Below are 26360 nucleotides of genomic sequence, written 5' to 3' on the forward strand. Positions count from 1 at the left end.
GAGCGAAAGACGAGGCTCGAACTCGCGACAACCAGCTTGGAAGGCTGGAGCTCTACCAACTGAGCTACTTTCGCATTGGTTCGGCAAAGATAGAAAGAAAGTTCAGTTAAAAACAAGCTTTTGGGCAAAAAAATTTAATAAAAAACAACAATTATTTATAACTTATTTAAAATTAAAAAGTTATAAATGCAATATTTTTAAAAAAAATCATGATTACAATCAAAGAAATTTCGTCACAAGAGACTTATGCTGTTCGCCAACCTGTTTTAAGAAAAGGAAAACCTATAGAAAGTTGCGTGTTTGAGGGCGATGACTTAGCCTCTACCCATCATTTTGGATTATTTGATGATGAAAATTTAATAGGAATTATTTCCTTATTTAATAAAATCAACACTATATTTGCGGCACAAAATCAAGCCCAAATTCGAGGGATGGCTGTTTTAGAAACCCACCAAAAGAAAGGATTTGGCGAAGCTTTAGTTAAACATTGTGAAACCTACTGCAATAAAAACAAAGTTGATTTGATTTGGTTTAATGCCCGAACAGCTGCCGTTGGCTTTTATCAAAAACTGAATTACCAACCCCTAGGTGAATCATTTGATATTAAAGATGTTGGCGAACATTATTTGATGTTTAAAAAATTATAATATGAAAAAACTTTACTTTCTAATAGTAATATGCATTTTTATTGGCTGTAAAAAAGAAGATCCAAAACCTACACCTATTGTCAAAAAAAAGGTACCAGCCATTATACTTACTGATGAGAGAAAAGTTGAAATAGACACCGCAATAATAGGCACTTTTAAAAGCGAAACCTTAAAACAATTTTACATTGCATCTGAAAATAAAACGGTTTGGGGAAATCTCAAAAAAAGGACTTTTGTTTTGTCGCAATTAGAAAAATCAGACGAATTAGGCTTAGAACCAGAAGATTACAAAATATCGCAACTGAAAAAATTTGAAAGCAAAATCGGTTCGTTAAACGATCGTGACTTGGCTACGTATGATATTTTATTGACTTATAATTTTGAAAAATACCTTAATCATCTTTATAAAGGAAAACTGGATCCTAAAAAACTATACACGAATTGGGACCTCAACGAAAAAACATTTGATGTAAATTCTGTTCTTGTTAAAGGTTTCAACAACAACAAACTAGATAGCATAGTTGAAAACATTCAGCCTAAAACACAAACCTACAAAGAGCTTCTAAAAGCACTTGAAATCATCAATACATTTCCAGATGAGAACATAAGCACGATTGAATCTGCCGATAAAATTGTTTTGAACGACACCAATCCTGCTTTAATTAACATCAAAAAAAGGCTTTTGTACTGGAACGATATGACTGGAAAAGACAGTCTTACCAAAATTTACGATAAAAAGACTTTTGAATCGGTTAAGAAATTTCAAGAGAGACACGGCTTAGCTGCAGATGGAGTTATCGGAGTTGGAACTATTCGTGCCTTAAATTATTCTAAAGAAAGCAGAAAAAAACAGATAATCGCCAATTTGGAGCGTTGGAGATGGTATCCGTCAGAATTGGCAGAAAATTACTTTATTATTAATATTCCTGATTACAGTTTAAATGTTGTCGAAAATCAAGACACAACTTTAGTTAGGAATGTTGTTGTAGGAACCAGCAAAAGAAGAACACCTATTATTACTTCGTATTTAAAAACGGTTGTTTTTAATCCGACGTGGACTGTTCCTCCAACTATTTTAAAAGAAGATGTAGTTCCTGCTATGAAAAAAAACCGAAATTATCTGACCAAGAAAAACATTACGATTTATGACACTTCTGGAAATGTTGTCTCTCCAGTCGCGTGGAATGAAAACAAACCGAACAACTATCGTTACGTACAAAGTCCTGGCTCTGATAATTCATTAGGATTAATGAAAATCTTGTTTCCAAACCATCACAGCGTATACCTTCACGATACAAATCATCGCAATGTTTTTGGACGAAATAACCGTTCTATGAGTTCTGGCTGCGTGCGTGTTGAAAATCCGTTAGAATTGGCTCAGCATATATTAGATGTCGACGGAAACTGGCCTCAAGACAGAATCGATACTATTATTGCACGTAAAATAACAATGAGCTTTAAGATTACCAAAAAGTATGCTTTATACCAATGGTATTGGACAGCTTGGAGCAAAAAAAATCAGCTCTTATTCAGAGCTGATATTTATGACTTAGATTCGGATTTATATGCGCAATTAAGAAATTAGCCTCTCTTCCATCTCAAAGCTTCTTGATGGATGATAGATATATAAACACGATTTGTCTTTTATTAATTGAATAATATCATTCGTCATTTCAACCGGAACTGCAGGACAGCCTTGGCTTCTGCCTAATCTTTTATGATTTCTAATGAAAGATTCGGAAACGTAATCTGCGCCGTGCATTACAACACCTCTTTCGCGAGCGTTGTCATTTACGCCATTTTCTAAACCATCTAAACGCAAAGAAGCGCCGTGTTTTCCTTGGTAAATTTCACCAGTTGCATAAAATCCTAAACTGCTTTTAAATGACGAATTAAGATTTGAAAATGCTGAAGCAAATTCTTCTCCAGTATTTCTTCCATGAGCCACAAGCGAGTTAAACAAGATTGTATTGCTAGTTAAATCAATAACCCACAAACGTTTAGTGTTTGATGACAAACTAAAATCAATTAGTGTTAGAATATTTTTCTTGATCACTCCTTTTTCTTTCAGCAAATAAAATCCCTTTAAAGCTTCCGAAAAAGTTTTAAGTTCAGGCATTTTAAAATTGTTGGAATTTAACGAGTTATAAACGCTCTCGATTTTAGAATCTACTGTAACTTTCTCGACTTTAGCAATCGTCTTTACAGTGGCATTTTTTTTAAGATCTGCTGTGTTCTTTGAATCTTTTCCAAAAGACAATAGCAAAAACACAAATAACGGATAAATTTTGTAAATCATTGAATTTCTTTAGGTTAAACAAAAAATTTGGGTATGGCAAAAGTATAAAAAAATCACTCCTTGCAAAATACGAGCCTGATTTTCAGGCTTTTTTTGCTTAAACTTTAACATTATTAACATAAAAATGCTATTTCTGTAAGATTTTATCTTACGCTAAAAATCCTAACATTTTGCTCTATTTTCTTAAAAAAATGCGAACAAAATGAAAATTTTGAAACTTAAACTGTAACAAGTGAAACAAAATGAAGTCTATTATCCCTATATTAAAGTACTTTTGCTTATCAATTCCCACAAAAATTCAATGAAAAAAATCATTTTTTTCGGTTTTCTTTTATCCGTTTTGAGCAGTTACGGCCAGAATCAGAAAAAATCTATTCAGGCGCAACTAACTCCACTTGCTATTACTATTGATGGAAAACTCGATGAAACTGCGTGGGAAAATGTACCAATTGCAACCGACTTCATTATGCTCGAACCAGATAACGGTAAAGCTATTCCGCATGAAAAACGTACCGAAGTTAAGGTCGTATATAATAATGATGCGATTTATATTGGCGCAATGATGTACGATAATGAGCCTTCTAAAATTTTAAAGGAAATTTCGCAGCGTGATAATTTTGGAACCGCAGATCTTTTTGGTGTTTTTATAAATGGTTTTAATGACGGACAACAGGATTTTATGTTTTATGTTTCTGCTGCCGATGTGCAGGGCGATTGTATTATGACCGATGCCAATGGCGAAGATTATTCTTGGGATGCCGTTTGGATTAGCAAAGCGTCTTTGGCAGAAAATGGATGGATTGTTGAGATGAAAATTCCATATTCTGCTTTGCGATTTTCCGCAGAAAATAAACAAACTTGGGGAATCAATTTCTTTAGAGAAATTAAACGCGAACGTTTTAAATATACTTGGAATTTTGTTGACAGAAAGATCGGTACTTTTACGCAACAGGCAGGAACTCTAGAAGGAATTGAAAACATAAAACCTCCTACTCGATTGTTTTTCATGCCTTATGCCTCGTATTATTTAAATGCCTCAGACGGACAAAAGACATACGGAACCGTTAAAGGCGGAATGGATATTAAATACGGAATAACGGATGCTTTTACTATTGACGCCATTTTAGTTCCTGACTTTGGACAGACAAAATATGATGATCAAATTTTGAATCTTGGCCCTTTTGAACAGCAATTTAACGAAAATAGAGCCTTTTTTACAGAAGGAACAGATTTGTTCAGCAAAGGAAATATATTTTATTCGCGAAGAATTGGTGGCGCGCCATCAGTCGATCCTTCTTTAAATGAAAATGAAGAAATTACAGAACTGCCCGCTGCCGTAAATCTTGTTAATGCTTTAAAATTATCAGGAAGAACAAAAGACGGACTTGGAATTGGCATTTTGAATGCAGTTACAGAAAAAACTTTTGCTACCATAAAAGATACAATATCTGGAGAAACTAGGCGCACCGTTGTTGAGCCTTTGACAAATTATAATGTGTTGGTTTTAGATCAGCGTTTCAGAAAAAATTCGTCGGTTACTTTTATTAATACCAACGTTACTCGCAACGGGCATTTTAGAGATGCAAACGTAACTGGTCTGGCTTGGGATTTAAACACAAAAGCCAATACATATAGTTTATTTGGAAACGTAAAATACAGTTCGATAAATGATAGTAAAGACAAAAATGGCGTTTTTTCGACAGTAAGTTTCGCAGAAACAAGTGGAAATTATAGATACAGCGTAGGCACCGATTTTGTATCTAAAGATTTTGATCCCAATGATTTGGGAATTAATTTTTATACGAATTACTATAATATTTACGGGAACGCAAATTACCGCATCTTAAATCCGACTAAGTGTTTCAATAGCTTTAGAATTGACTATGAAATGTATGCTGAGTTTAATAACGAATCAGGAAAAGTCCAGGACAATAAAATTGCAGCTGAAGTAAATCTTAGTACCGTCAGAAATAATTATTATGGAGCTGGTTTTACTGCTTCGCTATTAGAATCTCACGATTATTACGAGCCAAGAGCGGCAAACCGTTATGTAATTATACCGCGAAAAATAGATTTTTGGGGAAGTATTTCTACCAATTACAATCATAAGTTTGCTTTAGACTTGAATCCGTCATTGTCGATTGCAGACGAACGCGGCCGCGCGGCATACGGCGTAGACATTGGGCCTCGATACCGATTTAGCGATAAATTACTGCTGACTTATACTTTTAGCTTTCTCAAAAGAAACAATAACAAAGGTTTTATAGATAGTTTTGACGACGACGACAATGAAAACACAGTTGAAACTATTGTATTTGCTAATCGCGATGTTATTACCTATGCGAACACTATTAGCGGGAAATATGCAATCAATAGTGCTATGACTTTAAATCTGGCTATACGCCAATATTGGTCTTCGGCAGAAAACAAAGACATTCTTAAACTTGATTCTGACGGAACTTTGGATCCATATCCGCAATATACGGAGAACAAAAATTCAAGTTTTTATTCTTGGAATGCCGATTTGTCTTATTCTTGGTGGTTTGCTCCCGGAAGCCAACTTTCTGCTTTATACCGAAATAATGCTTCTAATTTTGAACGCATTATCCATAAAGATTTCAAGCATAATGTTACAGAATTACTAAACAATGACGCATTAAACCACATCTTTTCTATCAGTGTGAAATATTTTATTGACTATAATGCCGTCAAAAATAAAGTCAGAAAGAGAGCTTAGCGTGAATTAATTTTAAAAAACAAAGGCTTCTGTAATTAAATTAATATTTTTTGTCTGCCTTCTTTTTATTAAATATAAAATGCAACAAAGCTTTCTTGCTAATTTTAGAAATGACTTATCTTTGTAGAAAACAAAAAGTAATGAACAAAAAAGTTATCCTTATGATTTTAGACGGTTGGGGAAAATCTCCTGACCCTAAAGTATCTGCAATAGACAATGCAAATGTTCCTTTTATAAACAGTCTATACCAAAATTACCCAAGCGCACAACTTAGAACTGACGGATTAAATGTTGGTTTGCCAGAAGGCCAAATGGGAAATAGCGAAGTTGGACACATGAATCTTGGTGCAGGAAGAATTGTATATCAAGATTTAGCCAAAATAAATTTAGCAGTAGAACACAAAACTTTAGCAAAAGAGCAGGTTTTAATTGACGCTTTTACTTATGCTAAAAACAACAATAAAAAAGTACACTTTTTAGGATTAGTTTCAGATGGTGGTGTTCACTCACATACTTCACACCTTCGCGGATTAATCGATGCTTCTCAAGAATACGGTTTAGATCAGGTTTATGTTCACGCTTTTACAGACGGACGTGACGTTGATCCTAAATCTGGTGGAAAATACATTCACGATTTAGAAGATTATATTAAAGATACTCCAGTAAAAATTGCTTCTATCATTGGACGTTACTATGCAATGGACCGTGATAAACGTTGGGAGCGTGTAAAATTAGCTTACGATCTTGTAGTTAACGGTGTTGGAACTCCATCAACAAATGCTGTTGCAAGTGTTTTAGACAGCTATGCAAAAGACGTAACTGACGAATTTATCGAACCAGTTGTTATTGTTGACGAAAATGCAAAACCGCTTGCTACAATTGTAGAAGGTGATGTTGTAATCTTCTTCAACTTTAGAACAGATAGAGGACGTGAACTTACTGAGGCGCTTTCTCAGCAAGATTTCCACGAGCAAAACATGCACAAACTAAACCTATATTATGTAACTTTAACAAACTACGACGAAACGTACCAAAACGTAAAAGTGGTTTACAATAAAGATAATATTACAGAAACTCTTGGTGAAGTTTTAGAAAAAGCGGGCAAAAAACAGATCAGAATTGCTGAAACGGAGAAATATCCGCACGTTACTTTCTTCTTCTCTGGTGGTAGAGAAGTTCCTTTTGAAGGAGAAACAAGAATCTTGAGAAATTCTCCAAAAGTAGCAACTTACGATTTAAAACCAGAAATGAGCGCTTATGAATTGACAGACGCTCTTGTTCCTGAATTGAACAAAGGTGAAGTTGATTTCGTTTGTTTAAACTTCGCAAACGGAGATATGGTTGGCCATACCGGAATTATGGAAGCTGCAATTAAAGCTTGTGAAGCTGTTGACGCTTGCGCGAAACAAGTTATCGAAGCGGCTCTTGCTAACGATTACACAACAATTGTAATTGCTGACCACGGAAACTGCGAAACGATGATTAATCCTGATGGATCTCCAAATACGGCTCACACAACAAACCCAGTGCCGATTATTTTAGTTGACAAAGAACTGAAAAGCATTCAAGATGGTGTTTTAGGAGATATCGCTCCTACTATTTTAGAACTAATGGGCGTTCAACAGCCAAACGCAATGACTTGTCATTCGCTTTTGTAAAAAAATTTGAAACCATATAAGTGATATAAGTAAATATAAAAGCTATATCTAAAATAAAGAACATATAAGTTCATTTAAATAAAATCTCGCAAAGACGCGAAGTCGCTAAGAATTTTAAACTTTGCGTCTTTGTGACTTTGCGAGATTCTTTTTGTTTTAAACCATACAAGTGATGCAACTTTATTTTAAAATAATTAAATATTCTACTTAAATGACCTTCATTATAGATAAAGCTTTTTACATTTACTTATATCACTTATATGGTTTAAAAAACAAAATGATACAGCTGCTCCACACCATAAATAACAAGTCCGATAAAACCTCCAACTAAGGTTCCGTTGATTCTTATGTATTGAAGATCTTTTCCTATTTCTAATTCCAATTTTTCTGAAACCTCTTTTCCATCCCAGCTTTTTACGGTGGATGAAATTAAATCTCCAATTACTTTTTTATTGTTTAGAAGAACGGAAAGCAGATCATTTTTAATGAAATTATTGATTTTATCAATCATGATCTTATCTTCTTTAATTCCGTTTCCAAAAGTCTGGATCAAACCTGCGATGCTATTTTTAATTGAAGAATCATCGCCTTTATCCAAATCGTTTGTTATGGATAATTTTATTTCGTCCCAAATTCCATTAATATAATCCTGCACTTCTTTTTTTCCAACGAAACCTAAAATCATATCATTGATTTTAATTCGCATTTCTTCGGAGTTTTTTACTTTTTCCAAGAAGTTGAAAATATATTCGTCAATTTTTAAACGAACGGCGCTTTCCGGTTTTTTAGCTTCGTTTAAAAAATCCTGCAAACCATTAAACACACCTTCTGTAATACTTTTATCTGCCAAACCAAAACTTAAAAGAGGAGTTGAAGCTTTTACTTTCTGCCTAATTAAATCCTTATTATTAGTCAATTCGCTGCTCATAACTTCAAGAAGATTCGTCAGCATCTGATTTTTTAAATCTCCTTTTTGCAGCGGTTCTAATGCCACAGCTACCCAATCTCCAAAATTAATTCCTTCCAATTTTTCCTTAAATTGAACTTGAATAAACCTTTTAACATCTTCGTCTTTAATGGTTCGTAAAATCCCAGGAATAATATTTACAGCAACAACATCAGCAATTTTATTGGCATTTTCTTCGTCTGAAATCCATTCTGAAGCTTTAACGGCAAAATTAAATTCATCCAATTTAACCTCCATTTTTTCGCGATCCAGAAATTCCTCAGAAACAAAATTCCCCAGATTTTCTCCGATCTCATTTTTCTTGGTCGGAATAATCGCCGTATGCCAAATCGGAATCCCCATCGGATGACGAAACAAAGCCACAACAGCAAACCAATCGGCAATTCCGCCCACCATAGCTGCTTCGCTAAAAGCCTGTAGTATTGGAATTTTAAAATAAATAGCAATTAAAAATAGCAATACAGCGATTCCCAAAAGCCCCAAAGCGTTATTCTTCATTCTTTTAAGAGCCTTTACTTTCTCTATATCTCGATCTGTAATAGTTTCCATAATTATAAGCGTTTCTACTACTAATTTAAGGCTTTTTGCTGAAAATTAAGTTAAAAAAATGAGTCGCCACGAATTACACGAATTGCACAAATTTTTTCTTTTTAAATTCTAAAATATTAATTCGTGTAAATTAGTGCAATTCGTGGCAAAAAAAATCGCATGAAAATCACATGAAAAGTTGTACTTTTGCGAACTGAAAAATGGAAAAAATATGATCATCCAAAAAACTAGAGAGGAAATCGAATTAATGCGCGAAAGTGCTTTAATCGTATCAAAAACATTAGGAATGATTGCTTCTGAAATTAAAGAAGGAGTAACAACATTATATCTTGACAAATTGGCCGAAGAATTTATTCGCGATCACGGTGCGGTTCCAAGTTTTCTTGGATTGTACGATTTCCCGAATTCGCTTTGCATGAGCCCAAATGCTCAGGTTGTTCATGGTATTCCTAACAATGTGCCTCTTAAAAGTGGTGACGTAATTTCTGTTGACTGCGGTGCTTTCAAAAATGGCTATCATGGAGATCACGCATACAGTTTCGAAATTGGAGAAGTTGCTCCAGAAGTAAAAAAACTTTTGAGAGTTACTAAAGAATCTCTTTACGTTGGAATTAGAGAATTTAAAGCAGGAAATCGCGTAGAAGATGTCGGAAATGCGATTCAAAAATATACTGAAGCTCATGGTTACGGAGTAGTTCGTGAATTGGTTGGGCATGGTGTTGGGCAAAAAATGCACGAAGAACCAGAAATGCCAAACTACGGAAAACGCGGGCGCGGAAAACTTTTTGTTGAAGGAATGGTTGTAGCAATCGAACCTATGATCAACATGGGAACTAGAAACATCAAACAATTGAAAGACGGCTGGACAATATTAACGGCAGACGGAAAACCAAGTGCGCATTTCGAACACGACGTGGCTTTGATTGATGGAAAACCAGAATTATTATCTACTTTCCAATATATCTACAAAGCTCTAGGAATCGAAAGCAATGAAGAAGATGAATTCAGAAAAGTGCCGCTTGTATTATAACACGAATTTCACAAATTAACACGAAATAATATTTGCCGAAATTTCACTGAAATGAAAGAATGAAGAATGAGTGAATTATATCTTAGAGAGGAATCTTATAAAATTATAGGAATCTGTATGGAAGTCCATAAAATTTTAGGAAAAGGACATAGTGAGAAAGTTTATGGTGACGCATTAGAATATGAATTTCAGCAAAATAACATTCCTTATAATCGTGAATTAAAATATTGTATAAATTATAAAAACATAGTTTTACCAAGTTATTATTTTGCAGATTTTGTCGTTTATGATACAATTATTCTTGAACTAAAAGCAATTGCAATTCTTTCAAGCAGTGAAATAAAACAAACATTAAATTATTTAGCCGCATCAAAAAACAAATTAGGTTTACTAGTTAATTTTGGTGAGGATAGTCTAAAATATAAGAGAATAATACTTTAACCCAAATCAATGTTCGTGAAATTTCACCGCAACGACAATCCGTGTCAATAGGTGAAATTCGTGTTCAAATTTATTTAACAGTGAAGAAACTTTTCAAATTAGTTTTAAATACAATCCCAAGACCATTATTAATTCGTTTGAGTTATGTGGCTCGTCCAATTTTGGCTTTCTCTTTAAGAGGAGATAAATTTACAGATCCTATTGACGGAAAAAGTTTTAAATCGTTTCTGCCTTACGGATACGGAAAACAGCGTAACAATGTGCTTTCGCCAAGTACACTTTCGTTAGAAAGACACCGTTTGCTTTGGCTGTATTTAAACGATCAGACTGATTTTTTTACAGCGCCTAAAAAAGTATTGCATTTTGCTCCGGAACAAGCTTTTTACAAAAGATTCCGCAAACAGAAAAACCTTGATTACACCACAACCGATTTACTTTCGCCTTTGGCCGATGTAAAGGCAGACATCTGTAATTTACCTTTCAAAGACAACGAATACGATGTGATTTTATGTAATCACGTTTTAGAGCACATTCCAGATGACACAAAAGCGATGCAGGAATTGTATCGTGTTTTAAAACCAGGCGGAATGGCTGTTCTGCAAATACCGCAGGATTTGAACCGCGACGTTACTTTTGCAGACGATTCTATTACAGATCAAAAAGAACGCGCCAGAATATTTGGACAGTACGATCACGTTCGTATTTACGGACGCGATTATTTCGATAAATTAAGAAGCATTGGTTTTATTGTTATCGAAGAAGATTATACAAATAAAATTGCACCAGAATTGGTAGAAAAATACTGTTTGGCAAAAGGCGAAATTATTCCGCTTTGCTTTAAACAGGAAAACTAATTTTTTCACCATATAAGTGATATAAGTTCATTTAAAAGGAGTTTTCAAATTATTGATATTTTGAAAACTCTTTCTTTTTTTTGCCCAATCCCAACTATAAGCCTAACCAAATCCTTAAATCTTGGAACCTACAAAACCATTTCAGTTCTGTTTTGACATCAGTTTTGAAAAAAATCTGAATGCCTATATCCCAACAGCGTATATTGTTGAAAATACCAGTGAAATTAAGTATCTGGATAAAAAAGCAACAAAAGGCGTAGTGGAAAGTTTTGGTATCGATTATGAAACTTTAGATCCCAATTCAAAAAAGATTCTTACGATCTGCGAATCCTTGAAACCTGAATTTGTATTCAAAAAGTTCAGCGCAAAAGTAAAATCAGCCAAAACAATTGCCGATTTACAGAAAGATTCTAAAATTGATTTTGCGATTCGCCAGCATTTAAAAATCAATTTAAGTCCGTTTTACGATCTGATTGTAAAAGAACAATATCCTTTATCTATTGATTTAGGTCCAGAAAAAGATTTTTATCGTTCGAGAGTCAGCATCGATCCGCTGGATTTTGAACCGCAAATTCAATTTGATAAACATTCAGAAGGCATCACCTATACCCTTTCATTAAAAGAAAACGAAACGACATTTCTGCCAATGGACAGTAAAGTTGACATTCTTTCTGATGAGCCGGGCTGGCTGATTGTCAATAAAAAACTAGGGCAATTAAAAGAGTTAAACGGCAAAAAACTAACACCGTTTTTAAAGAAAAAATCAATCGAAATTCCTTCGAAATTGGTTGATGATTATTTTAAAAATTTCATTCCCGAAATAGCTAAAAAAATTGACATTGAAGCGAATGGTTTTGAAATAGAGCTTCGCGATCAAATCCATTCCTGCACGATTCAGCCAATATTTGATTTCTTTAAAAACTGTTATTATCTCAATCTTTATTTTGATTATAATGACTATGTTTTTGACGGAAGCAAAACAAAAAAAACACATTCTTTTGTCGATTTCAGCGTTGCCAATGAACCTCGAATTATTCAGTTTAAACGCAGTGCTGACGAGAATTTATACATCGATAAATTGAACGAAATTGGTTTAATAAAAATCAAAAACGAATTATTCGGATTGAATTCTGAAACTGAAAATTCAGATCCTTATATCAATATTCAATTCATTATTGACCATAAAGAAAAGCTGAAAGACTTAGGTTTTACAATTGAAAATCTAAAACTGGAAAGCAAAGAAATCATCACCGGAAACCACACTATTTCTGCTTCAAAAGAAACAACTGGAGACTGGTTTGATATCAAAATAATCATTACGATTGGTAATTATAAAATCAATTTCAGCGAAATTATTCCAAACATAAAAAGTAAAGAAAGACTTTTCCCTTTACCAGACGGAAATTACTTTTTGATTCCGTTAGAATGGTTCAGCAAATATGGTTCTTTAGCAAAATTAGCCAAAACAGAAAATGGCGCTTTACTTTTACGTAAAAGTAATTTTACGGCTTTAGACGGAATTTCAGAAATTGATAATGATTTAGATCAGATTCATCAGGCAGAATTTACTGCTTCAGATTTGATAAAAGCAACTTTAAGACCGTACCAAATTGATGGCGTAAAATGGCTTTTAGGGCATTTTAACTCCAATATGGGTGCGTGTCTTGCTGACGACATGGGGCTTGGAAAAACACTGCAGACTTTATCGGTTTTAGTATCGGTTCAGGAACAATTGGGTTTTACTACCAAAACAACCAATTTTGACTTGTTTGCCAACGAAACCACTATTGAAAGAGAACCGCTAAAAGCTTTGATCGTTTTGCCTTCTTCTCTGGTTTTTAACTGGTTTAATGAAGCTGGAAAGTTTACGCCACACTTTTCGAAAATGCAATATGTGGGCAACGATAGAAAATCTTTAGCAAGCAGAATTAATTCAACCGATTTGATTTTTACGAGCTACAGCATCATTCACCGCGATATTTCTATTTTAGAAAAATACGATTTCCGTTATTTGATTTTGGACGAAAGCCAGTACATCAAAAACAAAAATTCTAAGATTTTTAAAGCCATAAATAAAATTAGTACGGGGCATAAAATTGCCTTGAGCGGTACTCCGATCGAAAATTCGCTTGACGATTTATGGTCGCAGATGCAGTTTATCAATCCAGATATTTTGGGTAGTTATGCGTTCTTTATGGAAAATTTCAAAAATCCGATTGAGAAAAAGCAGAACGAAGAAGTTTTAACTGAATTAAAAAACCTCATCCAGCCTTATATTTTACGACGAACCAAAGAACAGGTTTTAAAAGATCTGCCAGAATTAACAGAACAGATTTATTACTGTGATATGGATCCTGAACAGGAAAAATTATACGAGAAAGAAAAATCTAAAGCTCGTAATTTCCTTCTAAAAACCGACGGCTCTCCTGACAAAATTAGTATTATCAACACTTTGATGAAGTTGCGCCAATTGAGTAATCACCCAAAAATGGTCGATCAGGAATCTGAAATTGATTCTGGAAAATTTATTGCCGTAACCAATTATCTGGAAAATTTAGTAAAAGCAAAACAGAAAGTAATCATTTTCAGTTCGTTTGTAACCAATTTGAATTTCTATACCGATTGGTGCAAGGAAAATAAAATAGATTTTTGCGAAATCACCGGTGAAACGCCTTCAGACAAAAGAGAACAGCAGGTAAAAGTATTTCAAGAGAAAGAAAATCCGTTGTTATTCTTTATTTCATTAAAAGCGGGTGGTGTTGGACTGAATATTACAAAAGCTTCGTATGTTTTATTTTTGGACCCTTGGTGGAATCCTTTCGCAGAAAAACAAGGTGTAGGGCGTGCGCATAGAATTGGGCAAATGAACAAAGTAAACGTGATTCGATTTATTTCGAAAAATACGGTTGAGGAAAAAATCATCAAACTGCAGGAAAACAAAAAATTATTATCTGACTCTCTTTTGGAAGAAAGTTATATTAATGATGAAATTGAAGGAAACCTAGAGTATATTTTGGGTTCTTAATTGTTAAACCCAATAGATTGGCATCTTTTTCGTTGTATAAAATTGTTATATTTACAAATCTTACAACGAAATGCGATGCCAAAATTTTTATATACAAGCTTTATTTTCCTTTTTATTTTCACTTTAGCGAAAGCTCAAGAAAAAGAAATCGATCCTCCATATAATATTAAGACCGTATCTTTTATTCAGAATGGCAGCAATGTCACTCCAATTTTCGAATTGGGTTCTTCATTTACATTTCAATTTGATGATTTGTTTGGTAACGAAGCCAATTATTATTTCGAAATTGTTCATTGCGATTACAACTGGATTCCGACACAGATTCCAAAAACAGATTATGTTTTAGGTATGGATAACCAGAGAATTACTGATTTTTCTAATTCGTTTAATACCTTGCAAGTTTATACGCATTACCGACTTTCTTTTCCTAATCAGTTTACGCAGCAATTACGCCTTTCAGGAAATTACATGCTTAAAATTCTGAACGAAGACAGAGAAGTTGTTTTTTCGAGAAAATTTATTTTGTTTGAAAATCATTGTACTGTTGGCGCACAGGTAAAACGAAGCCGAAACCTTAGCAACATCGATTACAAACAGAATCTTGATTTTACAATTTTGTCTAATGATATTGCTTTTCAAACTCCATTGCAGAATGTAAAAGTGCTTTTGCTTCAAAACGGAAACTTTCATACCGAGATAAAAAACATTGTTCCTCAGTACACAATCGGCAATCAGCTGATTTATAAATATGACAAAGAAACCCAGTTCTGGGGAGGAAACGAGTTTTTGTATTTTGAAAACAAAGACATTCGGGCTGCGAGTAATAATGTTGCCAAAATAGGATCTAACAATGATATCTACAATGCGTTTTTATACACGAATGCCGCAAGAGGAAACCAGATTTATACGTTGTATGAAGATGTAAACGGAAACTTTGTTGTGAAGAATATTAACGGCTCTAATAATGATATCGAAGCCGATTATGCTTGGGTTTATTTTAGTCTTTCTGCTCCTGCTTTTAGAATGAACAAAGATATTTATATTACTGGAATGTTTAATAATTACAGTCTTTCGCCAGAATATAAAATGGATTACAACAATGACAAAGGCGTTTTTGAAAAAGCGATTATGATCAAGCAAGGTTTTACCAATTTCCAATACACGGTTGCAGACAAAAAAGGAGCTATTGATTTTGAAAATGCTATTGACGGAAACTTTTATCAAACTGAAAACGAGTACACCATCTTGGTTTATTATAAAGAAGCAACCGACCGTTATCAGCGTGTAATTGGAAAAGGAAATGCAAACTCTATCAATATAGTCAATTAAAACAATGTTAAGGTTTTAGTTTAAACGATTTTTTTTTGTAGCTTTGCCACTATAACACTCACATATATACGGCGTTAGTATGGTTTCTCAAATTACACGAGGCATAAAAATATCTGTTTTGACTAGTTTTGAAGGTACATACTTCAAAAACTACAAGATTCATTTTGCTTTTAGCTACGTAGTTACCATCGAAAATCACAGTAAAGATTCTGTTCAGTTGACTTCTCGCCACTGGGAAATTTTTGATTCTTTAAATGATTTAGAAGTTGTAGATGGTGAAGGCGTAATTGGCAAAAAACCAGTTTTAAAACCTGGCGAAAACCATACTTACAGTTCTGGCTGTTTATTATCATCTCCTTACGGAGCTATGAAAGGTCATTTTAACATGATCAATTTTACTACAACAAAAACATTCAAAGTTATTGTTCCTACTTTTAGAATGTGCGCTCCTTTTGCATTAAATTAAGATATAGTTTACATCTATAGCTTTTATCGTTATCTTAATCATAAATTTGTCAATTTATTAATTTATCCTTTGTACTTTTGTGCAACGTTAGATTATTCGTAACAAAACAAATCGTCTGACTTTAAATTGTCTAATTCACAAATTTTAAATAACATGCTTAAAGGATTTTTTCATGTACCAAAAGCGGTAAACGAGCCTGTAAAAAGCTACGCACCAAACTCACCAGAAAAAGCTGCTGTTCAGGCTGCTTATACCACAATGTGGAATTCTCAAATTGACGTTCCTTTACATATTGGAAGCGAAGAAATTAGAACTGGAAACACAAGAAACATTACAGCTCCTCATGATCACCAGCACGTAGTTGGAAAATATCATTTAGCTGAAAAACAACATATTGAAAAAGCAATTGCTAATGCACTTGAATCAAGAAAAGCATGGGCAAACATGGCATGGGAACAGCGTGCTGCTATTTTCTTAAAGGCTGCTGAACTTATCGCAGGACCATACAGAGCTCGTATTAACGCGGCTACAATGATTGGTCAGTCTAAAAATATCCACCAGGCAGAAATCGATGCTTCTTGTGAGCTAATCGACTTTTTACGTTACAATGTTGAGTTTATGACTCAAATCTATAACGATCAGCCAAAATCAGATTCTACAGTTTGGAACCGTGTTGAATACAGACCTTTAGAAGGTTTTGTTTACGCAATTACTCCATTTAACTTTACTGCTATCGCTGCAAACCTTCCTGCAAGTGCTGCTATGATGGGTAACGTTGTAATCTGGAAACCAAGTGATAGCCAAGTGTTTTCAACAAAAATTATTTTGGATGTTTTCAAAGAAGCTGGAGTTCCAGACGGAGTTATCAATGTCGTTTTTGGAGATGCTTTAATGATTACAGATACTGTTTTAGCTAGCCGTGATTTTGCTGGTGTTCACTTTACTGGATCAACTCATGTATTTAAAGATATTTGGGCTAAAATTGGAGCAAACATTCACAATTATAAAACGTACCCAAGAATCGTTGGTGAAACTGGAGGTAAAGATTTTATCATTGCTCACCCAAGCGCAAACGTAAAACAAGTGGTTACAGGAATCACTCGTGGAGCATTTGAATTCCAAGGGCAAAAATGTTCTGCAGCTTCTAGAGCGTATATTCCTCAAAGTTTATGGCCAGCTGTAAAAGAGCAATTAATTGCTGATGTAAAATCTATGAAAATGGGTTCTCCAGAAGATTTTGGAAACTTTATTACAGCAGTTATTCACGAAGGTTCTTTTGACAAATTAGCAAGTTATATCGACCAAGCTAAAAAAGATGCTGATGCTGAAATCATCATTGGAGGAAATTACGATAAATCTGTAGGTTACTTTATTGAGCCAACCGTTATTGTAACTACAAACCCAAAATATACTACAATGGAAACTGAGTTGTTTGGACCAGTTATCACTATTTATGTTTATGAAGATGCAAAATGGGAAGAAGCTCTTGAACTAGTTGATACTACTTCTGAGTACGCTTTAACAGGAGCTGTATTTAGCCAAGACCGTTATGCTATTGAAGTTGCTACAACTAAATTGCAAAATTCAGCTGGTAACTTCTACATCAATGACAAACCAACTGGAGCGGTTGTAGGAATGCAACCATTTGGTGGAGCAAGAGCTTCTGGAACTAACGATAAAGCGGGCTCTGCATTGAACTTATTGCGTTGGGCTTCTCCAAGAACTATTAAAGAAACTTTTGTAACTCCAGAAGATTACAGATATCCTTTCTTAGGTTAATATTCTGATTTTAGATTTTAGAATTCAGATTTTAAATTATATAAAAAGCCGGAACTTCTATTGAAGATTTCGGCTTTTGCTTTTTTGTTTTTTAAAATAATGGTAAGACCTTTTTATTGAATGAAAAATTAATAAGTAATAGAATAACATTTAAAAACCTAAAACACTATAAATAAGATTCTTAAATAAGAAAAATTTTTAATTGCATAAAAATATATAATCTTGCAAGAATATTTCAAATATACTATTTGTAATACTTTTCTTATTCTTTTGAGAATCAATACTTTAAAAGCCGCAAATACCTTATTCTGATATTTTAAAAACTTCTTGTTGCTTTCAAAAAAAACTCATCCGTATAAATTTGTTTCAATATTAAACAACATTAAAAGATTTAATAAAAACTAACTACATACGTATGAGAAATTTAAATAATGTTCCTAAAATCATAATGGAATGCAAGAGTATCGGCCATGCTATTGATTATAAATGGACGAAAAAGAAAATCAATAACCTTTTGGATCCTATTGAAGGAAACGAAGATCTTGAATATTCCTTAATGCAGATCAATCATAAAGGCTCAATTGGTTTGACTGCAGCCTTATTAGAATGGATTTACTGGCGTTTTACAGGTTACAGCCAAGTTGTAAATGACACACAAAAACGCATTGAGGCTCTTTGGTGTTCTATAAATAATCGCGAACAGACTAATCCGCTATTATTTGATACCGATTTTGAAGTGCCTGCTGCTGGTTGCGTAAACGGCGCATTATGGATTGCACTAATGAACGTAAGAATGATAGATGTTAGATATCGAAAAGGTTCTTATTTTTTACAAAATGACCTTATCGGATTGGTATTGTTAGCGCGTCACATCACACCAAAAAAGAAAAAATTCGACAATTGGTTTGCGCAGACTGTTGTTAATTTAACCAATTCTCACCCTAACCCGTACAGAAATGACAACTTAGATGAAAGTGATGAGGCTGTTTACGATTCATCACACGAACCTTTAATTTGCAGAGAATTTTTCTTTGATGAGCATTTCGAATATTCAGTCGAAGCTGCAGAAGATGCAATTCATGGTTTCATTGACAATTTAAACCTTAAAGCGAATAGCTTTTTAGATTTCACAAAAAAGGCTTCCTAATTTAACGGTTGGTTTTTAGTTCAAAAAAATAACCCGATTAAAAATCTAATCGGGTTATTTGATTTAAGGCTTAAATTTTAAAGGAAGATGAACCACTTTTTTTGTTTCAAAAAATTCATCCTCAAAAAAATCAGCTAGATCGTATAGTGTGGCATTTGGAAAATCTTTTAATTCTTCCTCCAAATCACCGCCCTTTAAATATAGAATTCCATTTTTAAGTTTGTGCTTGTGCTGTTTCTTAATTTTATCTTTAATCCAAGAAACAAAATCTGGCATATTGGTTACGGCACGGCTTACAATAAAATCGAAATCGCCTTTTACCAATTCGGCACGCTTTTGCTCTGCTTTTACGTTCTTTAATTCTAATGCATCAACAACACCTTGGACTACTTTTATTTTTTTGGCAATAACATCAATCAAATAAAAACGGGTTTCAGGAAAAAGAATCGCTAACGGAATTCCAGGGAAACCACCGCCTGTTCCAACGTCTAAAACTGTTGCTCCAGGTTCGAATTTCATAACCTTAGCAATTCCTAATGAATGCAAAATGTGTTTTGTATATAATGAATCGATGTCTTTACGCGAAATAACATTGATTTTTTCATTCCAATCGTGGTATAAAAAGTCTAATTTTTGAAATTGTTCTATTTGAAGATCGGTCAAATTTGGAAAATATTTCAATATCTCATCCATTGCTCTAATTTTTTAACAAAAGTACTACTTTACGATTGAAATATTTAACTCAATTTTGCAAATTGAAAATTTATAATAATTACCTTTGAAAACTATTTAAATTAATTATGAATAACACTGCTCCAACTTTTGCAAGGCAAGACAATTTAAAGTTTTTTAGAACGCTTAACTCTCGCGTTAACAATTACTTTAAAGAAAATAATATAAAGAAAACCGGAAATTGGCAGTTGCATTTAAAAGCTGTTATTCTTTTTGCTGTTTTTTTAACTCCATACTTTTTAATCCTTACGCTTGAGATGCCGTTTTGGGTAATGCTCCTTTTATCAATCGTAATCGGAATTGGAATGGCGGGTGTAGGAATGAATGTGATGCACGACGGAAATCACGGATCCTATTCAACTAAAAACTGGATCAACAAATTCATGGGCGGAACAATTTACGTTCTAGCAGGAAATGTTTACAACTGGCAAGTACAGCATAATGTTTTGCACCATACTTATACCAATATTCCTGGTCACGACGAAGATCTTGATGCAGGAAGAATTATTCGTTTTACAGAACATGCTGAATGGCACCGTTTTCACCGTTTTCAGCATTACTACTCTGTTTTCTTATACGGTTTATTAACTTTCAACTGGGCTATTACTACCGATTTTAAACAGATGCGTAATTACCTGAAAAGAAAATTATCTTACGGAGAACCAAAAAGCCCGAAAATTCTTTGGACAACTTTAGTCATTACAAAAATCATTTACCTTTCGATTTGGATTGTTTTACCAATGGCAATTGGAATTACATGGTGGAAAGTACTTTTAGGATTTTTTGTAATGCATTATACTGCAGGATTAATCTTAAGTGTAGTATTTCAATTAGCACACGTTGTAGATCATACTACAAATCCAACTCCAAATGAATTAGGAGAAATGGACAATACATGGGCTATTCACCAATTGTACACAACGACCAATTTTGCACCAAAAAATGCAATCGTAAACTGGTACACAGGCGGATTAAACCATCAGATCGAGCATCACATTTTCCCAAATATCAGTCACATTCATTATGGTAAAATTGCAAAAATTGTAAAAGAAACTGCAAAAGAATGCAATTTGCCTTACTACGAATACAAAACAATGCGAAGTGCTGTTATTGCTCACTTTAAGCATTTACGTGATTTGGGTATGAAACCAGAATTATCAGTCTAAAAACTAAAAGAAAATCTATTAATAATTAACCTTCCTTAAAACAACACAGCAATTTAAGGACATTCAAAAATTTTATAATGAATCATATTCTTTCGGACAGAATCAACAACTTAGCGACTTCGCAAACATTAGCAATGGCGGCTTTAGCACGCGAATTGAAAGCACAAGGAAAAGACATTATCAGCTTAAGTTTAGGTGAGCCAGATTTCAATACACCAGACTTTATCAAAGAAGCGGCAAAAAAAGCAATCGACGATAACTACAGTACATATTCTCCTGTTGACGGATACCAAGATTTAAAAGAGGCTATCTGCAGAAAATTCAAAAGAGACAATGATTTAGAGTACAAACCATCTCAAATCGTAGTTTCTACAGGAGCAAAACAATCTTTATACAACATTGCGCAAGTAATGTTAAACGATGGTGACGAGGTTATTTTACCGGCACCATACTGGGTTTCTTATTTCGAAATCGTAAAACTTTCAGGCGGAGTTCCTGTTGAAGTTCCGACTTCTGTTGAAACAGATTTTAAAATTACTCCAGAGCAATTAGAAGCTGCAATCACGCCAAAAACAAAAATGATGTGGTTCTCTTCTCCATGCAATCCATCTGGATCTGTTTACAGCAGAGAAGAATTAACAGCTTTGGCTAAAGTGTTAGAAAAACACCCAAACATTTACGTAGTTGCAGACGAAATCTATGAGCACATTAATTTCTCTGGAACTTTCTGCAGTATTGGTTCTATCCCGGGAATGTTAGAAAAAACAATCACTGTAAACGGAGTGGCAAAAGCATTTGCTATGACAGGATACAGAATCGGTTATATCGGAGCTCCAGAATTCATCGCTAAAGCGTGTACAAAAATTCAAGGACAAGTAACTTCTGGTGCAAACTCAGTTGCACAAAGAGCTACAATTACAGCCGTAGATGCTGATCCAAGCGTTTTGAACGAAATGGTTCAAGCTTTCCACGGACGTAGAGATTTAGTTGTTGGATTATTGAAAGAAATTCCAGGCGTAAAAATCAACGTTCCAGAAGGGGCTTTCTACGTATTCCCGGACGTTTCTTCTTTCTTCGGAAAAACATTAAAAGGACACGAAATTAAAGATGCCAACGACGTTTCGATGTATCTTTTAGCAGAAGCAAACGTAGCAACTGTAACTGGAGACGCTTTCGGAAATCCAAACTGTATTCGTTTCTCTTACGCAACAAGCAACGATATTTTAAAAGAAGCATTACGCAGAATCAAAGAAGCTTTGACTGCATAACAATATTCTAAGTTTTATAAAAACGGCTTAAGGTTCAAAAGTTTCATCACTTTTATACTTTAAGCTGTTTTTTTATGGGCGTGTCCCAAGGGCCGGGCTATCCGCTATATCTTTTATGGCGAACCCCGCCATAAAAGGATATCGCTCCTATCCCTCACGCAAAACGGTAGATTAGAAGTATCATTTTCAAAAAACTATACGCATCTAAAATTTGGTGTAATTTGCTTTTTAAACTTTCAATCCAATAATTTGCATAATTCGTGAATTTGCTTCGCCAGTTCGCTATCGCTCGAGTCGTGGCTAAAAAAATCATCTTTCAAAATTCCCATTCTATAATATTATAAAACCTCAATTGTAATCCTGTAAAACAAAGCGCTTTATAATTGCAAACTTTGTAACATATTAATTTCAAAAAATTATATGCTATGATACATGCAGATGAAACCACAACAGAAACAATTAAAACATTAGAAGGATTAATTTCTATTCTTGAAGATGGAAAACTAGGATATACAAATGCGGCAGAACACGTAGAAAATCCTGCAATGAAAAGTGATTTTCTTGAATATGCCCGCGAAAGAGCCTTATTTATTGTAGAACTTCAAAATCAAATCAATAAACTAGGAAAATCGACAGACAACTCAGGCGGAGGACCGCTTGGCACATTACACAGAACTTGGATTGATATCAAATCAGCTTTCACAGGAGGCGATACAGAAGCCATTATAAACGCTTGTATTACTGGTGAAGAGGCCGCGATTGAAAAATACAAAATGGCACTCGAAGAAAACCATTTGGAACACGATCAGATTTACATCGTTTCAAAACAATTGAATAGTATTCAAAATACTTTATCACAAATTAAAATGAGAGCAAATTAATCGATCGATTCATGCTTTTTTTTTGAAAACCACTTTAACCTTCGGGTTGGGTGGTTTTTTTTTGTGTTTTTACAAGTATGTTTTTTATTTAGCTAAAATTATATTTACAATTATATTTTTTTTACTTTTAAAAAAAGCTTATCAAATGAATACTGTACTTCAAATTAGAGTTAATTGGGACGATAATGACAAAAAAGATGAATTTTTAAAAATACTAATTAGTGAGATTCCTCTCTTAAACAACTCTAATTTAGAAAGTTTAATACTTAGAAATGCGGATGATAAACAATTCAAGCATGTTAAAAACATAAAATTTAAAATAATAAATCATGATAATAGATTAGCATCATTGTACAGAAAAAAAATTGACAATCTAAACGGCGATATTTTTTTATTAATAAATTATGACTATCCAATTAAAATTGATATTTTTTCTTTAGAATTCACAATTGAATCTTTACTTAAAAGATTAGCATTAATACTAAATTTAACGTATAATTTTGCTATTGACTTTTTACAATCCGTAACTTTTTCCGAAGACGATAAATTTTATTGTTATTCTGATATAATTTTAAGCGATTTACAATTAGCATACGAACATTGCGAAAAAATTAAATGGCCAAAGTTAGAAAGAGTTGATTTAGATCAGACAATTAATAGCTTTGCTTTTAACAATTATTCTTTGGAGGCAATTAGTAAAAATGATTATCAAAGATCAATAAATGCATTTACGCATGTCTTTTCTGATTTATTTGAAAAGAGTTCTGATATTTTATTTTGGAATATGGTTGGAATAGAAGCTTTACTGGCAAAGGGAAATAAAGATATTCAAGCACAAATTAAAGAAAAATCAATTTTAATTTTAGGAGAACCTAGTGAGTTCAAGAAAAAGCTCGGAACTCTTTATTCATATAGATCAAAATTTGTACATGGCGAATTAAATTTCCCAGCTAAATTTAGCGAAGACTATGATTCGTTTGATGATGAATACTCTGACTATAAGGCTTTCTCTACTTCAATCCATTTAGCTTTGCTAAGAGAATTAATTAGAAATAAAAAAACAGAATTCAAATTTGAGTATGTCTATTTGGAATAATTAATTTAACTATCATCGTCCATATAAGTTAACAATTTCAAAAAAATCGTCTCATCTCTAGCAAACTCAAATAATTTATTAGACCTTTGCACACTTTTTTCCGTGAATACCACAAAAGGCTAAAGTTTTAGAAATGAAGAAGAAAATTGAAATATTAGCTCCAGCTAGAGATTTAATTGGCGGAATGGCTGCCATAAACAGCGGTGCCGATGCTGTATATATTGGTGCACCACAATTTGGAGCACGTTCAAATGCCAACAATTCTATTGAAGATGTTGCAGCATTGGTAAAATATGCACACTTATTTAATGCTCAGGTTTTTGTAGTAATGAATACCATTTTGTACGACAACGAATTAGATACGTGTCGTGCTATGATTTGGGAACTATACGGCATTGGTGTTGATGCCTTGATTATTCAGGACATGGCGATTATGGAAATGGACTTGCCTCCTATCGTTCTTCACGCCAGTACACAAGCCAACAATCGTGACGCTGATAAAATCAAATTCTTAAAAGATGCCGGAATCAAACGTGTGGTTTTAGCACGTGAATTGAATTTGCATCAAATTAAAACAATCTACGACCATGCCGATGTAGAATTAGAATTCTTCGTAACGGGAGCACTTTGTGTTTCTTTCAGCGGAAACTGTTATATGAGTGTGGCAAACGGAGAAAGAAGCGCCAACCGTGGTTCTTGTGCTCAAAACTGTCGTTTACCATACAACTTAATCGACGGAAACGGAGATACTTTAATCAAAAACAGTCACTTACTTTCTATAAAAGATTTAGACGTTTCAGATCAAATTCCGAATTTGATTGAAGCAGGAATTGTTTCTTTCAAAATCGAAGGCCGTCTTAAAGATGTGGCTTACGTTAAAAATAACGTATCTTATCTTCGTCAGAAATTAGACAGTTATTTAGAAGGAAGCGATAAATACGTTAAAGCTTCTTCTGGAAAATGCACTTATACTTTTGATTCTTCTTTAAGCAGAACTTTCAATCGTGGTTATACCGATTATTTCGTTAACGACAGAGACAAAAGTATTGGTTCTTGGGAAAGTCCAAAATCAAAAGGGCAATATATTGGTAAATTAATCCGAACTATCGGAGACGCTTACGAAATCGAAAACGGCGAATTGCTAAACAACGGCGATGGACTTTGTTTTATCAACGAAAACAACGAAGCTGACGGAATTTATGTAAACAAAGCCGAAAATGGAAAAGTATATCCAAACGTTTTAAAAGAAATCAAAGACGGAACTTTTATTTACCGTAATAATGATATTGCTTTCATCAAAATTGTTGAAAGAGAAGACAGCGCCATCCGTAAAATCGGAACAACTTTATTGTTTACCGAAAACGAAAAAGGTTTTGAATTAATCGCAACCGACGAAGACGGAAACATAAGCACGGTAACTTTAGAACACGCTAAAGAACAAACAAAAACCGGAGAATCTATTGCAGAAAACATCAAAACGCAATTGGCAAAAACAGGTTTTACACCTTACAGTGCCGATGAAATTGATGTTGTATTTTCGCAAAACTGGTTCCTTCCTATTTCGAAAATCAATGAAATGCGAAGAAATGTTTTCGATCAGTTATCAGAAATTCGTTTGGCAAATTACAAACGCGAAGAACACCAATTGGTAAAAACGTCGCATCCTTATCCAGAAACCAAATTGGATTTTATGTACAACGTTTCGAACAAAACAGCTCGTAAATTCTACGAACGCCACGGTGTTACCGAAATCGAAAAAGCATTCGAATTACAATGGGATCCAGGAAAATCTCGTGTAATGACGACAAAATATTGCATCAAATACGAATTAAAAAAATGCCCGATTCACCAAAAAGATATTGTAGGGGTTAAAGTAAAAGAACCATTGGTATTAAAGCAAGGCGAGTTAGAATACAAACTGAAATTCAACTGCAAACCCTGCGAAATGGAAATCTGGGAAAAAGATGCTGAATTTGAAATTGAAGAAGATCAATATCATTAATTATCACTTAACCGCTGTAGTTATTTAACCGCAAAGAGCGCAAGGAATTACGCAAAGGTTCGCAAAGTTTTTTTTAAGCTTTGCGAACCTTTTTTTATTCTGGTCTTTCCACAATCTTGTCATTTCGACGAAGGAGAAATCTCCGCAAGTAACTCCGCTCCGATAAACCAATCCTTGTCGAGCTACTCGTGGAGATTTCTCCTTCGTCGAAATTGTAAAGGTTAGATAATTCGGTAACAAAATTTAACTTTAATAAATTTTGTTACGATGAGACATAATAGCAGAGA

Annotated in this window: 20 protein-coding genes and 1 tRNA gene; 17 read left to right on the forward strand and 4 right to left on the reverse strand. The window is 33.9% G+C overall.

The window, feature by feature from the left end:
• Position 1: 1 nt before the first annotated feature.
• Positions 2–74 (reverse strand) — tRNA-Gly (locus Q9Q97_RS22940).
• Positions 75–209: 135 nt separating this feature from the next.
• Between Q9Q97_RS22940 and Q9Q97_RS22945 the strand changes: the two genes are divergently transcribed.
• Both Q9Q97_RS22945 and Q9Q97_RS22950 read left to right on the forward strand, forming a co-directional pair.
• Positions 210–647, forward strand: coding sequence for a GNAT family N-acetyltransferase (locus Q9Q97_RS22945; RefSeq protein ID WP_306161420.1), 438 nt, complete (start codon positions 210–212; stop codon positions 645–647).
• 1 nt (position 648) lies between these two features.
• Entirely contained in the window at positions 649–2232 is a 1584-nt protein-coding gene (locus Q9Q97_RS22950; RefSeq protein WP_306161422.1) for a murein L,D-transpeptidase, read from the forward strand.
• Here the strand turns inward: Q9Q97_RS22950 and Q9Q97_RS22955 are convergent.
• A complete protein-coding gene (locus Q9Q97_RS22955) occupies positions 2221–2946 on the reverse strand; it encodes a murein L,D-transpeptidase catalytic domain family protein (RefSeq protein ID WP_306161424.1) in 726 nt (241 codons plus the stop codon). The two genes, Q9Q97_RS22950 and Q9Q97_RS22955, sit on opposite strands and share 12 nt — an antisense overlap.
• Before the next feature lie 301 nt (positions 2947–3247).
• On the opposite strand from Q9Q97_RS22955, the gene Q9Q97_RS22960 reads away from it, so the two are divergent.
• A complete protein-coding gene (locus Q9Q97_RS22960; RefSeq protein ID WP_306161425.1) occupies positions 3248–5683 on the forward strand; it encodes a DUF5916 domain-containing protein in 2436 nt (811 codons plus the stop codon).
• A 140-nt stretch (positions 5684–5823) separates the two neighbouring features.
• Positions 5824–7341, forward strand: a complete 1518-nt coding sequence (gene gpmI, locus Q9Q97_RS22965) for a 2,3-bisphosphoglycerate-independent phosphoglycerate mutase (RefSeq protein ID WP_306161427.1) — start codon at positions 5824–5826, stop codon at positions 7339–7341.
• 265 nt (positions 7342–7606) lie between these two features.
• On the opposite strand, the gene Q9Q97_RS22970 is transcribed toward gpmI, so the two are convergent.
• Complete coding sequence (locus Q9Q97_RS22970; protein WP_306161429.1) at positions 7607–8857, reverse strand: DUF445 domain-containing protein; 1251 nt, start codon at positions 8855–8857, stop codon at positions 7607–7609.
• A gap of 211 nt (positions 8858–9068) precedes the next feature.
• Between Q9Q97_RS22970 and map the strand changes: the two genes are divergently transcribed.
• The 8 genes from map to Q9Q97_RS23010 all read left to right on the forward strand — a co-directional run bounded on the left by map (position 9069) and on the right by Q9Q97_RS23010 (position 18928).
• Positions 9069–9887, forward strand: coding sequence for a type I methionyl aminopeptidase (gene map, locus Q9Q97_RS22975; protein WP_306161430.1), 819 nt, complete (start codon positions 9069–9071; stop codon positions 9885–9887).
• Between the two features lie 66 nt (positions 9888–9953).
• Entirely contained in the window at positions 9954–10328 is a 375-nt protein-coding gene (locus Q9Q97_RS22980) for a GxxExxY protein (protein WP_194138839.1), read from the forward strand.
• Positions 10329–10408: 80 nt separating this feature from the next.
• Positions 10409–11182: a class I SAM-dependent methyltransferase gene (locus tag Q9Q97_RS22985; RefSeq protein WP_306161432.1), complete on the forward strand. Its 774-nt coding sequence runs from the start codon at positions 10409–10411 to the stop codon at positions 11180–11182.
• Positions 11183–11303: 121 nt separating this feature from the next.
• Positions 11304–14207 carry a DEAD/DEAH box helicase gene (locus Q9Q97_RS22990; RefSeq protein ID WP_306161434.1) on the forward strand — a complete coding sequence of 968 codons (2904 nt, stop codon included), beginning with the start codon at positions 11304–11306 and terminating at the stop codon, positions 14205–14207.
• A 75-nt stretch (positions 14208–14282) separates the two neighbouring features.
• Entirely contained in the window at positions 14283–15536 is a 1254-nt protein-coding gene (locus Q9Q97_RS22995; RefSeq protein WP_306161436.1) for a DUF5103 domain-containing protein, read from the forward strand.
• A 79-nt stretch (positions 15537–15615) separates the two neighbouring features.
• Entirely contained in the window at positions 15616–16002 is a 387-nt protein-coding gene (gene apaG, locus Q9Q97_RS23000) for a Co2+/Mg2+ efflux protein ApaG (protein ID WP_008467225.1), read from the forward strand.
• Positions 16003–16155: 153 nt separating this feature from the next.
• On the forward strand, positions 16156–17781 hold the full coding sequence (gene pruA / locus Q9Q97_RS23005; protein WP_306161447.1) for an L-glutamate gamma-semialdehyde dehydrogenase: 1626 nt from the start codon (positions 16156–16158) through the stop codon (positions 17779–17781).
• A gap of 415 nt (positions 17782–18196) precedes the next feature.
• Positions 18197–18928, forward strand: coding sequence for a hypothetical protein (locus tag Q9Q97_RS23010; protein ID WP_306161449.1), 732 nt, complete (start codon positions 18197–18199; stop codon positions 18926–18928).
• A gap of 63 nt (positions 18929–18991) precedes the next feature.
• On the opposite strand, the gene rsmG is transcribed toward Q9Q97_RS23010, so the two are convergent.
• Complete coding sequence (gene rsmG / locus Q9Q97_RS23015) at positions 18992–19621, reverse strand: 16S rRNA (guanine(527)-N(7))-methyltransferase RsmG (RefSeq protein WP_306161451.1); 630 nt, start codon at positions 19619–19621, stop codon at positions 18992–18994.
• A gap of 107 nt (positions 19622–19728) precedes the next feature.
• On the opposite strand from rsmG, the gene Q9Q97_RS23020 reads away from it, so the two are divergent.
• The 5 genes from Q9Q97_RS23020 (at position 19729) to Q9Q97_RS23040 (ending at position 26073) form a co-directional block, all read left to right on the forward strand.
• Positions 19729–20826 carry an acyl-CoA desaturase gene (locus tag Q9Q97_RS23020; protein ID WP_125722780.1) on the forward strand — a complete coding sequence of 366 codons (1098 nt, stop codon included), beginning with the start codon at positions 19729–19731 and terminating at the stop codon, positions 20824–20826.
• 77 nt (positions 20827–20903) lie between these two features.
• Positions 20904–22094, forward strand: a complete 1191-nt coding sequence (locus tag Q9Q97_RS23025; protein ID WP_012023823.1) for a pyridoxal phosphate-dependent aminotransferase — start codon at positions 20904–20906, stop codon at positions 22092–22094.
• Positions 22095–22519: 425 nt separating this feature from the next.
• Positions 22520–22975, forward strand: a complete 456-nt coding sequence (locus tag Q9Q97_RS23030; RefSeq protein ID WP_306161456.1) for a PA2169 family four-helix-bundle protein — start codon at positions 22520–22522, stop codon at positions 22973–22975.
• Positions 22976–23120: 145 nt separating this feature from the next.
• Positions 23121–24071, forward strand: a complete 951-nt coding sequence (locus tag Q9Q97_RS23035; protein ID WP_306161458.1) for a HEPN domain-containing protein — start codon at positions 23121–23123, stop codon at positions 24069–24071.
• A gap of 133 nt (positions 24072–24204) precedes the next feature.
• The gene (locus Q9Q97_RS23040) at positions 24205–26073 is read left to right on the forward strand and encodes a U32 family peptidase (RefSeq protein ID WP_306161460.1); all 1869 of its coding nucleotides are present in this window, start codon (positions 24205–24207) and stop codon (positions 26071–26073) included.
• Positions 26074–26360 lie beyond the last annotated feature (287 nt).

This window comes from Flavobacterium sp. DG2-3, assembly GCF_030730925.1.
GTDB lineage: Bacteria > Bacteroidota > Bacteroidia > Flavobacteriales > Flavobacteriaceae > Flavobacterium.